Consider the following 15,763-nt stretch of genomic DNA (forward strand, 5'->3'; position numbering starts at 1 on the left):
TTGACCTTTTGCCATCCAATAGTTGAATAAGAAGAAGTAAAAGTCATTACTGTTTTCAAAAATTGTGGTATGTCTTTTGTTAAAATGATAATTTGTTTATCATAGAGCCTTTTTGAGATTTTTGGTTTTCTACGTTTGTTTTACGTTTTTAAAAAATACTATGAAAAGAGCTAAAATTAATTTCGTCGTTCATGAATTAATTAGAACCGCAATGCTACGATATACAGTACTGCACAATCACTTATAAGCAAAATCTAATATTACTATAAACACTCCCCCACTCACTATGACATAGAAAAGACCACTTACTACAATAGTAAGTGGTCTTTTCTAACATTAATCGTTAATTTATTCGATAAGTTTGAAAATTATAACATAAAAATCAAAATTTTCAAGATTATCCTATATACTACCATTGAAAAAGAGAAAATTAATACTTTAATCAATACAAAGTACAATTTATTAAATTCATTCAGTATAACACTATTAAATATCCAATAAATTTAGCGGATTATATTTATCATTCTGTTCCCTCAATTAATTACCCCACATTGCAACCTACCGCATAGTTACAGAGATGTTTTGATGTCTCATTAGTTTTTTTGTATTGCGAATGCTCTCATACCACTCATAGCTAGTCTATGACAAAATGTATGACGGAAAGTGTGTGCTGATACACGTACATCTTTGAAATTCATTTTGTCTTGAAGATAACAAAAAATCATCATTATCGCATTTACCTCACACTCAACCATGTAGTTTAAAAATGCTTCTGCTTGATTTCCTTTATTTTGGAAAACTCTTAAATACTGTCCACTTTGAACGTAATTTATATAAGCACCATTCACCACCTCATTATTAAACAATAGTTATTATGCCCCTAATATTGTCTAATAATTTCTTCTAAGTTTACGTCAGATCATGTTCCCTTTTTGAGAAGGTGATATAATCTTTAGCAAAATATTAATTACATAGAAGTGGGTTTGTACCCGCTTCTACTAATTCATTATCAAATTATTTAATAGTTTTAGTTTTATGATGTGCTCAACTTTAAATTTACTTCCGTTTGTTTAACATGTTCATAACTGGTGAATGTGTATCATGACTTTTTCTAATATCACCTGTATCCATTTGGATATATCTCCTCATAGTTCTCATATCTGACCAACCACCAATTTTTTGTAGAGTAAATGGGTCACAACCATTTACTACCATATTCTTTGCCCACGTGTGCCGATAAACGTGGGCTGTAACTTTCTTCCCTTCAATACCTGCCTTATTTCCATAGTATTTTAACCTTTTGTTAAAGTGATTTTGTCCTAGTGGTTCACCATATGAAGACAAAAATATTCTATCCGTTGAAAAATGTTGTTTGTTCTCATTAACAAGCTGTAAAACAAGTTTAACTGTGTGAACAGATATTGGAATAATACGTGGTTTACGGTTTTTATTTTTGTCTCCACCTAATGTGATAAATCTTGTTTGAAAGTCAATATTAGATGAACGGATATTCAATAGTTCATTAGCTCGTATCCCACTATCTAAAAGCAAAATCATTGCTACATAGTCCCTGTAACCCACATAATCCCTTTGGTTAGGTTGTCTCAATATTTCTTTAACTTCTTCGTCGGTAAAACAATTGGTTAAATCAATATCCTGCCTTAATAATCTGATATTAGACATTGGGTTGTACTCAATTAAATCTTCTCTTTCTAAGTAATTAAACATTGCCCTATAAACTCTTAACCGAATATTAATAGTTGTTTCTGACAATCCTATCCCCTGCTTATCACTATCGATAAATTTATGTCCATTGTATTTTGGGGCGTCATACTTAAGATAATTTATATAGTCCCGAAATACTTGAGGTGTTAGTTCATCAATCGTTTCAACTTCATAGTGACCATTCAGCCATTTAACAAAGTACCCCCAGTCTTTTTGATAATCCTTCAAGGTTCTTTCTCTTAATCCTTCTGCACTTTTGCCCGAAATGACTAAATCAATTGCCTGTTCCAACGTAAGTTTAGGATATTCCTTTTGATTAGACATTTTTCCTACTGGTTTTCGTTTCTTCCTCTTGTTTAAAGCCATAAAAAAACTACCTCCTCAATAGTATTGTTTAAACATTTACTATCAAAAAGGTAGTGATTCACAACCTCGATTACATCAATCTGGGGTTGTTATTATGCACATTCACACTTGTGAATCTTCATATTCTTACTGTAATTCATAACCATTTAGAGATTTTTATTTTGGAAAATTCCACCTTTAAATAAAAGCATTAAATCTCTAACAAACGTTGATACAACAGTCTTTAAAATTAGCAATTTCCAGGTGTTCCTTCTCTTTCCTTCGCTTTAAAGGAAGAGCCACAGCCACATGATACAACGGCATTCGGATTATCAATCGTGAATCCCCCACCCATCATGTTTTGTTTGAAATCGACGGTTGTTCCTTCGATCACATCAATATCAAACTTCTTGATCGTTAACGGAATACCATTTGATTCTTCGATATGATCTAATTCATCATTCACATCATAATCAAATCCAAGTGAATAGGAAAGACCACTGCATCCGCCACCTTTGACACCAAAACGAAGACGTACAGATTCTGCGTCCTCTTCTTTCATCATTTCTTCTATTTGATGTTTCGCATTTTCGGTAATATTAATAACCATAGAAAAAAACTCCTTTTTCTAAGTATTTTTAATACTTATTGTATGACCAAGTATACAAATTCAACCATTGTAATTCAATATTTTTGCTTGAAAGTTACTCCATAAAAAATGTTCCTTCAATGGTTGTTTCTGCCTTTCCGCGCATCCAGACACGACCATCTTCTGCCCATGTAATATATAAATCTCCACCGGCTAAATGAACAGTAATTTCTTTTCCTTTGTCTAGTTTACCATTCAGAGCCGATGCCACAACAGAAGCACAAGCTCCAGTACCACATGCTAGGGTTACTCCTGATCCGCGTTCCCATACTCGAAAATGGATCTCCTGGTCATTCACTTGTTCGATAAATTCGGCATTGACACTTTCCGGAAAGCGTTCATCTTTTTCAATGACTGGTCCTAATGTCGTTAATGGTGCTTCATTAATATCATTTACAAAGAAAACGGCATGTGGATTACCCATTGATACTGTTGTAACTTCAAGATTTTCACCTCGAATTTCAAACGGTTCAGCTATTACCTGTTCTTGATCCTCACCTAACATCGGAATCTCCGATCGTTTTAATATAGGCACCCCCATATCAACCGTTACTTCATCTACCGATTCTCGTTCTCCATGTACTTCCGCACTAACATTTCCTGCTTTTGTTTCGATGGTAAACTGTTTTGAATCTACTAATTGATGTTCATAGGCATACTTTGCAACGCATCGTAAGCCATTGCCACAGTTTTTTCCTTCTGAGCCATCTTTGTTAAAAATACGCATGCCAACTTCTGCGTTTTCGGTGGGATGGATCAGAATCAGACCATCTGAGCCAATTCCAGTATCTTTATTAGAAACAGCTTTGGCCAAGTCGGCCAAAATATTCTCTTCAATTGAAAATTCAAATACATTGATAAAAATATAACTGTTTCCTATTCCATGCATTTTAGTAAAAGGTATTTTCATCTCTCTTTTCCCCTTTATTATAACTGATCGATTAATTCATTATCGATATAATCATTAATATTATCAAATAGTTGTTCTGGTGTATCTGCTGTTATTGGCTGGCCATTCACGATTGCTACATGATATTTACTGCAAATGCCACAATAACTGGTACATCCAAATTCGGCTACATCCATATCAGGGTCTTTTAATAATTTTTGACGGACTTGCTCTGTGCCTTTTGCTAAGTTTTTTACACAAAAGCCAACTCTTATTCTTATCATCATTATATCACACCTTCAGTATATCTTAAGGTTCACCTGCCTATTATATTTTTAACACACTTTTATTTACAAATAAATGAATAAAAGATAAAATAGTGTTGAAAATGTTTATCATTCGCATGGCAAGTAGCATAGATTTTTAATCCAATAACCTTTATAATAGAGTAGTGGTGAGGAAAGGAGAGTCTCCATTCATGGAAGAACAATCAGATCAAGTTCAGGAAGTATTAAATAAATTACGTCCCTTTTTATTACGTGATGGTGGCGATGTAGAATTAGTGGACGTGGAAGATGGTATCGTTCGCTTACGTTTGATGGGTGCTTGTGGTAACTGTCCAAGCTCCACAATTACACTGAAAGCAGGTATTGAACGTGCATTAATGGCAGAAGTACCTGGCGTTACAGAAATTGAACAAGTATTTTAATAGCAACTTGCAAAAGGGAAACGATTCTCATCACAGAATCGTTTCCCTTTTTTATTTTTCGAAATAAAATAAACCCATTTCTTTTGAAAAAAAATGGGTTTATCCTTTCAAACTACTTCATCGAAAAAGTAGCCTGCTCATTATTTTATTTCTTCTCGCATTTTTTCGACGGTTGATCCGGAGTTTTCTACTTGTAGTGGGAGCCATTGATAATCTGGGTAGTCTGCTCTCCAATTTTTGACCAACGAAAATACTTTTTTATCATCAACAACTGCAATCATCGTTGGTCCCGCCCCACTTAGAAATACACCATAAGCACCTTCATTTAAATAGTTATAAAGCTCATCATAATGTGAAATAAGTGCTTTTCTATACGGCTGGTGAAAATGATCTTTTTCCATCATTTTACCTAATGTTTCCCAATCACCTTTGCAAATAGCTGCTACACTTACATTAGCTACACTGCTGGCTTGAACGCTTTCCTTAAACGTAAATTCATTTGGTAATACGGCACGAGCATCCTTTGTTTTCAATTCAAAACTCGGTATCACCGCTACAAAGGTAACACCTTTTATTGGAATTTGAGTGTATGAAACTTTACCATCGTAATGGCCGACCACACATCCGCCTAAAAGAGATGGCGCAACATTGTCCGGATGTCCTTCAATATCTGTCGCAATTTGAAGTTTATCTTCATCAGATAATTTTAAGCCTAATAACATATTGGCTAATTCAATTCCCGCAATAATTGCTGTTGCACTACTCCCTAAACCTCTTGCGAGTGGGATCTTACTTTTCATTTCAACTCGGCAAGTAGGCAGTTGACCTGCTTGCCCAAATTTAGATGCCACATGTTCTGCAATCTCATATACTAAATTGTCTTTCCCAGTTGGAATTCCTGCCAAATATTCTGAACCAGCTACAAACTCCCATTGATCCGCTTCTGTTACCTCTAATTCTAAATATAAGTTCAGTGCCAAACCAACGGAGTCAAAACCCGCTCCTAGATTGGATGTACTTGATGGTACTTTGATAGACCAACTCATGCCTTGACACTACCTAAAATTTCATTGATGATTACTTCTTCATCATTTGGCAATACTACTGGCTTCACATCACTGTAGTTAATTGCTGTATCCGGGTCTTTTAAGCCATTACCAGTTAAGACTGTAACAATGGTTGATCCTTTTTCTATTTTTCCTTCTTCTATTTTTTTCAATAAACCTGCCACAGATGCACAAGATGCTGGTTCGGCAAATATTCCTTCATTTTGGGCAATCCATTGATATGCTTCAATCATTTCTTCATCTGTGATTTCATCGATTTCACCATTGGATTCATCACGTGCATTTACTGCACCTTGCCAGGTTGCAGGATTACCGATACGAATAGCTGTACCTACTGTTTCAGGGTTCTCAAACACACGATTTTGTACAATCGCTGCCGCACCACTCGCTTCAAATCCCATCATTTTCGGTAGGCCAGTTGACTTCATTTCGTGGTATTCTTTGAAACCTTTCCAATATGCTGTAATGTTACCTGCATTTCCGACCGGAATAAATAAATATTCGGGTGCCTTACCTAATGCATCACATACTTCAAAAGATGCCGTTTTTTGACCCTCAATACGATATGGGTTAACAGAGTTCACAAGTGCTACATCGCCACTCTCTGCTAATTTACGAACATAGCGTAACGCATCGTCAAAATTACCTTTTATCGAATAAATTTCAGCTCCGTACATTACTGCTTGTGCAAGTTTACCTTGCGCAATTTTACCTTCAGGAATAACAACGATACATTTTAACCCTGCACGCGCAGCAAAAGCCGCAGCAGATGCCGATGTATTACCGGTAGAAGCACATATAACTGCTTTTGCACCTTCTTCCACAGCTTTCGCCATCGCCATTACCATGCCCCGGTCTTTAAATGAACCGGTCGGATTTAAACCTTCGAATTTAGCATACACATTAACATCAAATTTTTCTGAGAATTTATCCAATTTAATTAAAGGTGTATTTCCTTCATGTAAGCTGATTAACGGAGTATTTTCTTCAATCGGTAAATATTCTTTATATTCTTTCAACAGTCCCTGCCATGCCATAACAATTAGTCCTCCCCATCGACGCGATAACAACTGATTATTTCATTAACAACGTCTAGTCCTTTTAGATTTTCTCTACTGTTCAATAATTGCTGTTTACTGATTTTGTGAGTAACCATTACTATTTCTGCCATTTTTTCTTTTTCAGATGGTAATTGCAAGATCTTTTGGAAGCTTACTTTTTCATTCGTAAACACGTTCGTTATGTTTTGGAATGTGCCAGCTTCATCATCCACTTCCATACGAATGAAATATTGCATATACTTTTCATTATTTTCTTTTAATTGTTTTTCATATTGTGGGATGATATATTCATTCCCAGTAATGCCCAGACGAATATTTTTCACTACATCCATTAAATCTGATACAACGGCAGTTGCAGTTGGCATACTTCCTGCTCCTGGTCCGTAGAACATCGTTTCCCCTACTGCTTCACCATAGACATATACAGCATTAAACTCATTTTTTACTAGTGCCAATGGATGGTCTTTTGGTAAAAGGGTCGGCTCCACACTTACTTCTGCTTTTCCATTATGGCTCGATGCAATCCCTATCAATTTAATAGTATACCCTAAACTTGTCGCAAAAGTAATATCTTCTTGGGAAATGGTTCGAATTCCTGAAACTTCTACATCATCTAAACCAATTTCCATTTTAAAAGCTAAATTTGCAAGCAAAGTCATTTTTCGTGCAGCATCGAGTCCATCGACATCAGACGTAGGGTCTGCCTCGGCAAAACCAAGTTCTTGTGCCTCTTTTAAAACTGGCTCAAATGCTAATTGTTCATCAGTCATTTTGGTTAAAATATAGTTTGTCGTCCCATTAACGATTCCCATAATTTTTTGAATACGATCAGATGCCAATCCCTCTGTTAAGGAACGAATAATCGGAATACCACCAGCAACACTGGCATCATATAAAATATCACAATTATTTTCTTTGGCTAATCGTAATAACTTCTGACCATGAACTGCCATCAAGTCTTTATTAGCTGTAACAATATGTTTTTGGTTACGGATTGCTTTTTCTAATAAAAGGTTCGTATCTTCAATGCCACCCATCACTTCGATTATAATATCGAGATCCGGGTTGCTTACTAATTCTTCCGGATTATCTGTTAGCCACTCTGGTTGGATTACAACATCACGTTTCTTTTTAATATCATTAACCAGAATTTTTTTTATTTGAATTTCACTACCAACTTTATATTTAATTTCATCAGCGTGGTTTTGTAACAGTTTGACAACTCCTGTTCCGACTGTACCTAGACCACATAAACCAACATTAACTTGATTCATATAGACGTCCTCCCTTTGTTTGCGTTGCGTGTACATCTGTTTATATATAGTGGACATTATACATGTGAATGCTACCTTTATCAAGACACAATCGTCTAAAAATTAAAAAAAATGCACCCCCATCTTTGCAAATGGAAATGCATCGATTATTATTTTCTACACATCTAGTAGCCAATCTAATTGGATACTATTTATTTCTCTCTCATCAATGCCGATCTGATAAAAAAATGTTCGCAAATTTTCTTCATATACTGATTGATTTTCGATCAATTCTTCCATGTCAGAATAATGATTGGATGTTTCGCGAATTTGATCCATGAAATCTAATAAATGAATAGGAAAAATCAATCGTGCATATAATAGTTTCCATCCAAATATTGATATCGGCATATTCGATACATACCCTTGTAGAAATTGTTGGCATCCCTGAGAGGATAGTCCATCCGGTGTTAGCATGTACTGTCGTAACTTTTCTGCTATATCACGTACTGGATGATCATATACAAATTGATTACTCCAAATAAATACATCATTCATATCATGGTGATAACGTCCAAAAGTAATCGATGGCTGATCACTTTCATTAAATTGTGATTCTTGTTCGACAATATGCATGTATTGGATTGCATTTTCTGCTAAACCAATTATATAGGGAAACATATTAACAAATCCTCGAATAAAGGGAGACGCCGGTCGCTGTTGGTATAATTGCTTATATAAGGCCTCATACTGATCTATCTTGGAAGTCCATAGCTCATTCCATTTTCCATAACTGTTCATCGTACTCGGCTGATATGGATAGTCAAAACCAATTTGGTGAAAGCCAGATAGTTTAGCGGCTTCTTCACGGTGGTTATCCGTGTATATCGCATAACACAACAAATATTTTTCTTTACCAATTGACGTAAGGAATTGATTGTGTACATTTGGTATCGGACATGTAACATTCGTCCATCCTTGTTGATGATAATGGGTAGCAATAGTATATAATTCTAAGGCAAACCTTTCAGTTATTGAAGTAGGGATGATAAAATAATAATAGGCTTGGTCAGCAAATGTTAAGTATGGCTGGTCAGAGACTTGTTTAGTTGGCACCTGAATTGGGTAATGTAAGAATATTGGATGCAATGTATTTTCCCCCTTAATGTTTATATATTAAACTATATGTATACCGTGAAATGAAAATGATGAATATAGGATGTGATCAAATGTCAAACGAACGAGAACAAACCGAATTAGAACTAAAAGCAAGACAATGGTTAACAGATCGAGGTGTGCAATTAGACGATATCGCTGAATTAGTCTATTTTTTACAAAATAAATATCAGGATGAACTAACTTTAGAGCGTTGTTATGAAAATGTAGACCGGGTATTAAGGAAGCGTGAAGTGCAAAATGCGGTTATTACTGGTATTCAACTTGATGTTTTAGCTGAAGAAAATAAATTGGAGTCCCCTCTTCAGGAAATATTGGAAACAGATGAGAGCTTGTACGGTATTGATGAAGTAATTGCACTGTCAATTGTCAATGTGTATGGCTCGATCGGATTTACCAATTATGGATACATCGACAAGGTAAAGCCCGGTATCTTGGAGAAATTAAATGATAAATCTCAAGGTTGCCATACTTTCTTAGATGATATCGTCGGAGCGATCGCTGCCGCAGCATCATCACGATTAGCACACAGCGCAGCTAATGAATCGATAGAAGATGAATAAAAAGGACTGATAAAATTTCAAAGAAAAACCGGGAAGCCCACCCGCCCCTTTCGTTTATAAACCAGAATAATGTACGCTAACCAAGTTAGAAACGATGAAATGTTTTCATCTGCTACGGCAACCGCTTCGGCTGACCGTTTCGCTTTCCGGGGGCATGCTCTTCAGCTAACTTTGAAAAGAAAAACGCTTTTCAAAGTGGATCTTCAGATCACGCTAATTCCCCAGGAGTCGAAACGGTCGGCCTACGCTATTGTTATGTTCTACAACTTATTATATAGAATCATTTTTGCGTTTACTGCATCATGTAGACCTCTATTTTTTTCTATCGCTATAAAAAGCCAAAATATTTGCTGTCACCATAGGTGTAGAGCCTATCTTAAAGCGTAGGAAAAATGCGAAGACTCCAGCGGGATTAGCATGAGCTGAAGATCCATTTTTTTAAATAAAATTCATTTTATTTAAAAAAATTAGCTGAGGCCATGCCCGCGGGAAGCGAAGCATTTTTCCGGAGCTGTGCCCAGCACTCTATACATTTCAAAACACTTTTTATTTATGTCGCTAGGATTTTATACTTTCCTTGCTAATAAGAAAAAAGTATACCTCTTTTTCGATGTATAATCGAAAGGAGGTATACTTTTTTCCAAGTTCTTTCTCAATCAATATTTCATTATTTCTGAACTCTTATTTATCACTTTTAAAAGAGGTGAAGTAAAAATAAAGATTGTCACAAATATAGCAATCCCAAACATAAAGACCTTCACAAGGAATAGCGGTATAACTGTAAGAGTGAATAAAACACTAGTCCAAACAGTCAGGACCGCAAAAATTTTTATTCGGATCGGCACACCTTTTCCACTGTTATAATCTGCTATGTAATGGCCAAAGTACTTGTTCGTCACAAGCCAATTATACAATCGCGGAGATGATTTACCATAACAAAAACCTGCTAGTAGCACTAATGGTGTTGTTGGCAAAATGGGTACGATGATACCTATTAAGCCAGTAACAAGACTAAGACTACCTGCTATTATCCAAAGTGCCCTTTTGATGTTCCACATTTTGCTCACTCTCCATCTTATCTCCCACATACCTTTGATAATCTTCCTGCGTATTAATATTAATAAAATACTTCTCATCTTCAGAGTGAAAATCGACGTATGTCACGGTTAATTTTTTTAATAATTGATGCATTGATCGCTTTTCAGCCAATAATTGTCGTTCCATCACTTGCATTGCATCCAGCTTATACAGGGCAACTAACGGCTGTACTCTTGCATTTACTCGAGGAACAATCGCATCGACATTAGCATCAATATAGGTGATTAATTTCTTTAAAATGGATTGCTCCATTAGTGGTGTATCGACTGGTAAGACGAGATACCACTTAGCTGCACCTTCTTCCATCATCGCAGAATAAATCCCTGCTAAAGGTCCTTTTCCTTTAAAAGGTGCATGATCTGTTATAACCTTAATATTTTCGGACTCTAGTTGTAAAGGTTGATTGTCACGTATCACTAAAAAAGTGTTATCTACACAAGCTAACATTACTTCTAATGCATTCTCGTAAAATAAATTTCCCTTATAGGAAGCAAATGCTTTATCCCTCTTAAACCTAGATGATTTACCCCCAGTTAACACGATACCTGTTATTATTTCCACTGCTTCTACACCTCAAAAGTCAGAGTTTCTTCACGTTTTTTTGCTCATCACTTAGACTGCTTCCATTGTTTACAAGAAGGGTTTTATCTTTTCAAATTCGAACTCATGCCAGTTGGCTTCCACTATATTAAATAATTGCTCTGCATTTTCCTGATATATATATTTCACGTTTTCTACTTTTTCTAATAGTGGGTCCTCTTTACTATATAATAAAGCGATTTTTGGTAGAGGGACCTGCTTATATCCTTCAATAATCACAACATCGATATTCATCGATTGATAGAATAACAAAAGTGATTGTAGAGGAAGTTTCTTTTTATCTGCAGTAATTAAGAGCTGATTCTCTCCTACAACCGTAGTTACCTTTGCACCTTGGTTAAAATGCTGATAACCGTCTGTTTCTTGTACTTGATCTGGCTCACCACCATGACCGTGGTGCTTAATGGTAGCAACCTGATAATTCTTTTTTGTTAAGTATTCAATCCATTGAGAAATAAATGTTGTCTTTCCACTATTTTTATAGCCAACCACTTGAACAACATACATATTTAACCACCACTAACAGGGGGAATAATAGCTACTGTGTCCCCGGTTTGAATGATGTCACCATCTAAGGCATATTCTTCATTAACTGCAACCATCGATTCTTTTACCTGACTCAAATGAAATTGAGATTGTAATTTTTCCTTTATCTCCTTGACTGTGATTTCTTTTATATCTAAAAGGATTTTATCTTTACCAGCTTCCTCTTGTAATTGGGCAAATAATAAAACTTCAATCATTGTCTTCATCCTTTATCTCTGGTTTCCCCGTTGGATACGGAACATTTTCCTTTTGATCACCGATCCATGCTTCCCCATCTTCCCACTGTTCCTTCTTCCAAATCGGAACTATTTGTTTAATTCGTTCAATGGCATATTCATTCGCTTGATATGCTGGTTTACGGTGAGGTGAGGAAACAGCAATCACTACGGCAATTGCTGAGATATCAAGTGAGCCAATCCGGTGTGTAATAGCCACTTTTGTATCTGGCCATCTTTCATTAATTTCCTTGCCAATCTGAGCAAGCATCTTTTCTGCCATCGGTTTATATGCCTGATATTCTAGATATATCGTCTTTTTTTTACCTGTGATTTCACGAACAGTACCGATAAAGGTTGTAATCGCACCAGCATTACGATCTTCTACCTTTTTTATTAGTGAATCAACGGAAATGGGATCTTCTACAACTTCAAACAATTTGTCTCTCATTCTCATTCTCCTAACAAATGAATCGTTACTTTGTCCCCTTGTTTATATCCTTCCGTACCACCAGGTAATTGGATCAAACAGTTGGCCATTGCCAAGCTGTGCACCATATTTGATTTGTCCTTACCTGCCGGTTCTGTAACTAGCTGACCATTTTTAAATTCGTAACGGCCTCGAATAAAACGATCAAAGGGATTTACTTTTGAAAAATCAACTGCTAATGTTGCTTGTTCTTGCTGTATCCCAATTGTTTCTTTAGCTAAAAAGGAATCAATAATTGGTCTTGTAAACAGTTCAAACCCGACATAACATGCCGAAGGATTACCGGATAATCCAAATAACAAGGTATCATTAACAGCTGCAACTGTGGTGACACTCCCTGGCCGCATCGCTACTTTATTAAACAGAACATCAGCACCTAATTCTTGATATATCTCTGGCAATAAATCAAAATCACCTACGGATACACCACCAGTTGTAATTAGAAAATCAACTTCCTTCATCACTTCCGAAATCTTTTCAAGACTTTCTTCTAGATTATCTGTTAATGCACCATAATATTGCGGAATTGCTCCTGCTCTTTGTAATTGACCAATCATCATATAAGCATTACTATTACGGATTTTTCCTGGCTCCAGCGGCTGATCTATTTCCAACAATTCACTTCCTGTTGCAATTACACCAATTACCGGTTTCTTAGCTACAGGTACTTGCGCATAACCAAATGTTGCTAATAATGCAATGATGCCAGGGTTTATTACTGTTCCTTTATTCACTAATGCTGTCCCATTTTTAACATCTTCTCCTTTGAATGATATATTCTGCTGATGTTGAAGTTGCTTTCTAATCGATACAAAGGATTTTCCGCTTTCTTCAAAGGTGGTAGTATCTTCTAACATAATAATTGCATCGGCTCCATCTGGAATCGGAGCACCTGTCATAATACGAACCGCTTGATTTTTTTCTAACTTTTTATGATAGACACTGCCTGCACCAATATGACCGACAACCGACAAAATTTTCGGGGTATTCTTCATTACTTCTGTCGTATCTTCTGAGCGAAGCGCATATCCATCATATGGTGAACGGTCAAACGACGGCACATCATGATCCGCTATTAAATCTTCCGCTAATACACGACTACGAGCCTCCGTTAATTCAATATACTCCGTTTCACCTTTTTTACAATACTTAGTAACTTGTTTAATTGCTTCTACAACCGGAATTGGGTTACGTTCATTTAACATTGATCATGCTCCTAACCAACAATCTGATAATATAGCTTTTTAGCATCCTCTATCGAATGGGTACCGTGAACAAAGGTACGACCATCCTGAAAAAAAACCAGTCTTTTTTCATCGATATCAACAGAAACTAAAAAAGGATTTGCTTGTACCTCACCATACTGGGTAAGCTTTGACTCCAACATTTTAAGTGAATATTGTTTCCCACGAATTTGCACCGTATCTCTGCCACACAGAACCTCTGTCTTTGTTCTGCCATGATAAGTCAAACTAGGATAAGTCGGTTCTACACCACAACTGGAGCAATTGGCTCGTTTCGCACGACTGACATCAATCGTTTGGTAATGATTATTCCATAAATCAAAGATAATCAATTTACTATTTATTTTTGACTTCGCTTCAACTAACAGTTTTAAAGCTTCCGTTGTTTGGTGCGTAACCACCATTTGTACTGCAGGTCCAATCACTCCAACTGCATCACAGGTTGCCCCAAACATAGGCGTTACTTTTAATAAACAATCAAGGCATGGCGTTTGCCCTGGAATTATCGTGAATGTCATACCTGAACTGCCTACACATGCTCCAAAAATCCATGGTTTCCTATATTTATGGGCAAGGTCATTGATTAAAAAGCGTGTATCAAAATTATCAGTTGCATCGATTACTATGTCTGCATTTTGCACATAGCTAGTGAGATTTTCAACCGTAGCATCCATCACAACAGCGTGAATATTTATGCCACTATTTATTTTTTTTAGTTTTCTTGCTGCGGCGATTGCCTTTGGTGTTTGTTCATGAACATCCTCTTCGGTAAATAAATGTTGACGTTGAAGGTTGGTCCATTCAACGTAATCACGATCGATGATGGTAATTTTGCCTACACCTGCACGTATCAGTATTTCGGCTGATGAAGAACCAAGTGCGCCACAACCAATGATTAGAACATGTTTCGAAAGCAATTGTGCTTGTCCTTCTTGGCCTATTCCTTGAAAAAGCATTTGCCGATGATATCTGTTCATATCTGACATCCGATACAGTCCTCTCTTTAACCACCTATATAAGACATTTCAATCTTCTTACGGTTTTTGGCAGTTTCTTCTGTACGTTCATCTGAATAACGGTCATCACGATATTTCCAACGAGAAACAATTGTATCCGTTACTTCTTCATCTGTTGCTCCATTACGTAAAATATCTTTAAGGTTCAAACCTTCTCCAGCAAATAAACAAGTGAAAAAGTGACCATCTGCTGCAATTCTTGCTCTTGTACAAGAAGAACAAAATGATTCCGACACAGATGTGATAAATCCCACTTCCGTATTTGTTCCCTTATAGCGGTAACGTTTTGCTACCTCACCAAAATAGGCAGGATCAACTGGTTCTAATTCAAACTGTTCTGAAATCTCATCGTACATCTCTTTTTTTGTTACAACATGCTTAAAGTCCCAGCCGTTCGTTTGACCAACATCCATAAATTCAATGAAACGTAACGTTACACCAAGCTCTTTAAAATACTTAGCCATTGGTACCACTTGATGGTCATTCATCCCTTTTTTCACTACCATATTCACTTTCACACCTAATCCGGTTTCTTTTGCCTTGATAATACTGTCAATCACAGGCTGAGTACGTACCCTACTGTCATTTATCTTCATAAATGTGTCATCATCAATCGCATCTAAACTAACATTAACACGTTTTAAACCAGCATTTTTGAGATCCTCTGCCATCTTTCCAAGCAAGACAGCATTCGTTGTCAGTCCAATATCTTGCAAGCCCTCCAAGTTGGATAATCGCTTGATTAAAGTGGTAATATCACGTCTTAATAATGGTTCACCACCAGTTAAACGAATCTTGCGAACACCTAAGTTTAAAAATACTTTTGTTAGCCGCTCGATTTCTTCAAAACTTAATAAGTGTTCTTTTGGTAAAAAGGCGAAATCCTTTCCGAAAATCTCCCGTGGCATACAGTAGCGGCAACGAAAATTGCAACGATCTGTCACAGAGATCCGCAAATCTTGTAGCGTTCGACCAAATTTATCTGTTATGACTGACTGTTGCATGTTGAATCGCTCCGTTTCATAAGTAGTTTATCTATATTTAGTAAAATAAATTGTATATAAAATCATTGTGAGAAACATCACAACTACTGATAAAAAGAAAAAAGAAGATTATA

Annotated in this window: 18 protein-coding genes and 1 pseudogene; 2 read left to right on the forward strand and 17 right to left on the reverse strand. The window is 36.3% G+C overall.

Annotation, left to right across the window (positions count from 1 at the left end; genetic code table 11):
- Positions 1–593 precede the first annotated feature (593 nt).
- The 5 genes from BM121_RS22505 to BM121_RS19510 all read right to left on the reverse strand — a co-directional run bounded on the left by BM121_RS22505 (position 594) and on the right by BM121_RS19510 (position 3,895).
- On the reverse strand, positions 594–866 hold the full coding sequence (locus tag BM121_RS22505) for a hypothetical protein (RefSeq protein WP_245780859.1): 273 nt from the start codon (positions 864–866) through the stop codon (positions 594–596).
- Positions 867–1,056: 190 nt separating this feature from the next.
- Entirely contained in the window at positions 1,057–2,091 is a 1,035-nt protein-coding gene (locus BM121_RS19495; protein WP_091485829.1) for a tyrosine-type recombinase/integrase, read from the reverse strand.
- Positions 2,092–2,320: 229 nt separating this feature from the next.
- The gene (locus BM121_RS19500) at positions 2,321–2,680 is read right to left on the reverse strand and encodes a HesB/IscA family protein (RefSeq protein WP_091485832.1); all 360 of its coding nucleotides are present in this window, start codon (positions 2,678–2,680) and stop codon (positions 2,321–2,323) included.
- Between the two features lie 94 nt (positions 2,681–2,774).
- Positions 2,775–3,629 carry a diaminopimelate epimerase gene (gene dapF / locus BM121_RS19505; RefSeq protein ID WP_091485835.1) on the reverse strand — a complete coding sequence of 285 codons (855 nt, stop codon included), beginning with the start codon at positions 3,627–3,629 and terminating at the stop codon, positions 2,775–2,777.
- A 17-nt stretch (positions 3,630–3,646) separates the two neighbouring features.
- Positions 3,647–3,895 carry a DUF1450 domain-containing protein gene (locus tag BM121_RS19510; protein ID WP_245780860.1) on the reverse strand — a complete coding sequence of 83 codons (249 nt, stop codon included), beginning with the start codon at positions 3,893–3,895 and terminating at the stop codon, positions 3,647–3,649.
- A gap of 197 nt (positions 3,896–4,092) precedes the next feature.
- Here BM121_RS19510 and BM121_RS19515 point away from each other — a divergent pair.
- Positions 4,093–4,317, forward strand: a pseudogene (locus BM121_RS19515) (NifU family protein); the annotation flags it as partial.
- A 140-nt stretch (positions 4,318–4,457) separates the two neighbouring features.
- Here BM121_RS19515 and thrB read toward each other — a convergent pair.
- From thrB to BM121_RS19535, 4 genes are all read right to left on the reverse strand, one after another.
- Positions 4,458–5,363 (reverse strand): homoserine kinase, encoded by a 906-nt coding sequence (gene thrB / locus BM121_RS19520; RefSeq protein WP_091485840.1) that lies wholly within the window; start codon positions 5,361–5,363, stop codon positions 4,458–4,460.
- Positions 5,360–6,421, reverse strand: a complete 1,062-nt coding sequence (thrC, locus tag BM121_RS19525) for a threonine synthase (RefSeq protein ID WP_091485842.1) — start codon at positions 6,419–6,421, stop codon at positions 5,360–5,362. Before thrC ends, thrB begins: the two co-directional genes overlap by 4 nt.
- 5 nt (positions 6,422–6,426) lie before the next feature.
- Positions 6,427–7,719 (reverse strand): homoserine dehydrogenase, encoded by a 1,293-nt coding sequence (locus BM121_RS19530; protein WP_091485845.1) that lies wholly within the window; start codon positions 7,717–7,719, stop codon positions 6,427–6,429.
- A 156-nt stretch (positions 7,720–7,875) separates the two neighbouring features.
- Positions 7,876–8,847, reverse strand: coding sequence for a protein kinase family protein (locus tag BM121_RS19535; RefSeq protein ID WP_091485847.1), 972 nt, complete (start codon positions 8,845–8,847; stop codon positions 7,876–7,878).
- A gap of 80 nt (positions 8,848–8,927) precedes the next feature.
- Here BM121_RS19535 and BM121_RS19540 point away from each other — a divergent pair, with 80 nt between their 5' ends.
- Positions 8,928–9,437: a phosphatidylglycerophosphatase A family protein gene (locus BM121_RS19540; RefSeq protein ID WP_091485850.1), complete on the forward strand. Its 510-nt coding sequence runs from the start codon at positions 8,928–8,930 to the stop codon at positions 9,435–9,437.
- 656 nt (positions 9,438–10,093) lie between these two features.
- Here BM121_RS19540 and BM121_RS19545 read toward each other — a convergent pair.
- From BM121_RS19545 to moaA, 8 genes are all read right to left on the reverse strand, one after another.
- Positions 10,094–10,495, reverse strand: a complete 402-nt coding sequence (locus BM121_RS19545) for a YbaN family protein (RefSeq protein WP_091485852.1) — start codon at positions 10,493–10,495, stop codon at positions 10,094–10,096.
- Positions 10,455–11,096, reverse strand: coding sequence for a molybdenum cofactor guanylyltransferase (locus BM121_RS19550; protein ID WP_091485855.1), 642 nt, complete (start codon positions 11,094–11,096; stop codon positions 10,455–10,457). Before BM121_RS19550 ends, BM121_RS19545 begins: the two co-directional genes overlap by 41 nt.
- Positions 11,097–11,165: 69 nt before the next feature.
- Positions 11,166–11,642: a molybdopterin-guanine dinucleotide biosynthesis protein B gene (gene mobB, locus BM121_RS19555; RefSeq protein ID WP_091485858.1), complete on the reverse strand. Its 477-nt coding sequence runs from the start codon at positions 11,640–11,642 to the stop codon at positions 11,166–11,168.
- Positions 11,643–11,644: 2 nt separating this feature from the next.
- Positions 11,645–11,878, reverse strand: a complete 234-nt coding sequence (gene moaD, locus BM121_RS19560; RefSeq protein ID WP_091485860.1) for a molybdopterin converting factor subunit 1 — start codon at positions 11,876–11,878, stop codon at positions 11,645–11,647.
- Positions 11,871–12,347 carry a molybdenum cofactor biosynthesis protein MoaE gene (locus BM121_RS19565; protein ID WP_091485863.1) on the reverse strand — a complete coding sequence of 159 codons (477 nt, stop codon included), beginning with the start codon at positions 12,345–12,347 and terminating at the stop codon, positions 11,871–11,873. Before BM121_RS19565 ends, moaD begins: the two co-directional genes overlap by 8 nt.
- 2 nt (positions 12,348–12,349) lie before the next feature.
- Complete coding sequence (locus BM121_RS19570; RefSeq protein ID WP_091485866.1) at positions 12,350–13,591, reverse strand: molybdopterin molybdotransferase MoeA; 1,242 nt, start codon at positions 13,589–13,591, stop codon at positions 12,350–12,352.
- A gap of 11 nt (positions 13,592–13,602) precedes the next feature.
- Positions 13,603–14,616, reverse strand: coding sequence for a ThiF family adenylyltransferase (locus BM121_RS19575; protein ID WP_091485868.1), 1,014 nt, complete (start codon positions 14,614–14,616; stop codon positions 13,603–13,605).
- Between the two features lie 17 nt (positions 14,617–14,633).
- On the reverse strand, positions 14,634–15,650 hold the full coding sequence (moaA, locus tag BM121_RS19580) for a GTP 3',8-cyclase MoaA (protein ID WP_091485871.1): 1,017 nt from the start codon (positions 15,648–15,650) through the stop codon (positions 14,634–14,636).
- Positions 15,651–15,763: the final 113 nt, after the last annotated feature.

It is taken from the genome of Gracilibacillus orientalis (genome assembly GCF_900114645.1).
GTDB classification, from domain to species: domain Bacteria; phylum Bacillota; class Bacilli; order Bacillales; family Amphibacillaceae; genus Gracilibacillus; species Gracilibacillus orientalis.

What these genes read in the sequence shown, in the direction of transcription:
- BM121_RS19495 (WP_091485829.1), bottom strand. Translation starts at nt 2,091, where the DNA reads ATGGCTTTAAACAAGAGGAAGAAACGAAAACCAGTAGGAAAAATGTCT.
- BM121_RS19500 (WP_091485832.1), bottom strand. Translation starts at nt 2,680, where the DNA reads ATGGTTATTAATATTACCGAAAATGCGAAACATCAAATAGAAGAAATG.
- dapF (WP_091485835.1), bottom strand. Translation starts at nt 3,629, where the DNA reads ATGAAAATACCTTTTACTAAAATGCATGGAATAGGAAACAGTTATATT.
- BM121_RS19510 (WP_245780860.1), bottom strand. Translation starts at nt 3,895, where the DNA reads ATGATGATAAGAATAAGAGTTGGCTTTTGTGTAAAAAACTTAGCAAAA.
- thrB (WP_091485840.1), bottom strand. Translation starts at nt 5,363, where the DNA reads ATGAGTTGGTCTATCAAAGTACCATCAAGTACATCCAATCTAGGAGCG.
- thrC (WP_091485842.1), bottom strand. Translation starts at nt 6,421, where the DNA reads ATGGCATGGCAGGGACTGTTGAAAGAATATAAAGAATATTTACCGATT.
- BM121_RS19530 (WP_091485845.1), bottom strand. Translation starts at nt 7,719, where the DNA reads ATGAATCAAGTTAATGTTGGTTTATGTGGTCTAGGTACAGTCGGAACA.
- BM121_RS19540 (WP_091485850.1), top strand. Translation starts at nt 8,928, where the DNA reads ATGTCAAACGAACGAGAACAAACCGAATTAGAACTAAAAGCAAGACAA.
- BM121_RS19545 (WP_091485852.1), bottom strand. Translation starts at nt 10,495, where the DNA reads ATGTGGAACATCAAAAGGGCACTTTGGATAATAGCAGGTAGTCTTAGT.
- mobB (WP_091485858.1), bottom strand. Translation starts at nt 11,642, where the DNA reads ATGTATGTTGTTCAAGTGGTTGGCTATAAAAATAGTGGAAAGACAACA.
- moaD (WP_091485860.1), bottom strand. Translation starts at nt 11,878, where the DNA reads ATGATTGAAGTTTTATTATTTGCCCAATTACAAGAGGAAGCTGGTAAA.
- BM121_RS19565 (WP_091485863.1), bottom strand. Translation starts at nt 12,347, where the DNA reads ATGAGAGACAAATTGTTTGAAGTTGTAGAAGATCCCATTTCCGTTGAT.
- BM121_RS19570 (WP_091485866.1), bottom strand. Translation starts at nt 13,591, where the DNA reads ATGTTAAATGAACGTAACCCAATTCCGGTTGTAGAAGCAATTAAACAA.
- BM121_RS19575 (WP_091485868.1), bottom strand. Translation starts at nt 14,616, where the DNA reads ATGTCAGATATGAACAGATATCATCGGCAAATGCTTTTTCAAGGAATA.
- moaA (WP_091485871.1), bottom strand. Translation starts at nt 15,650, where the DNA reads ATGCAACAGTCAGTCATAACAGATAAATTTGGTCGAACGCTACAAGAT.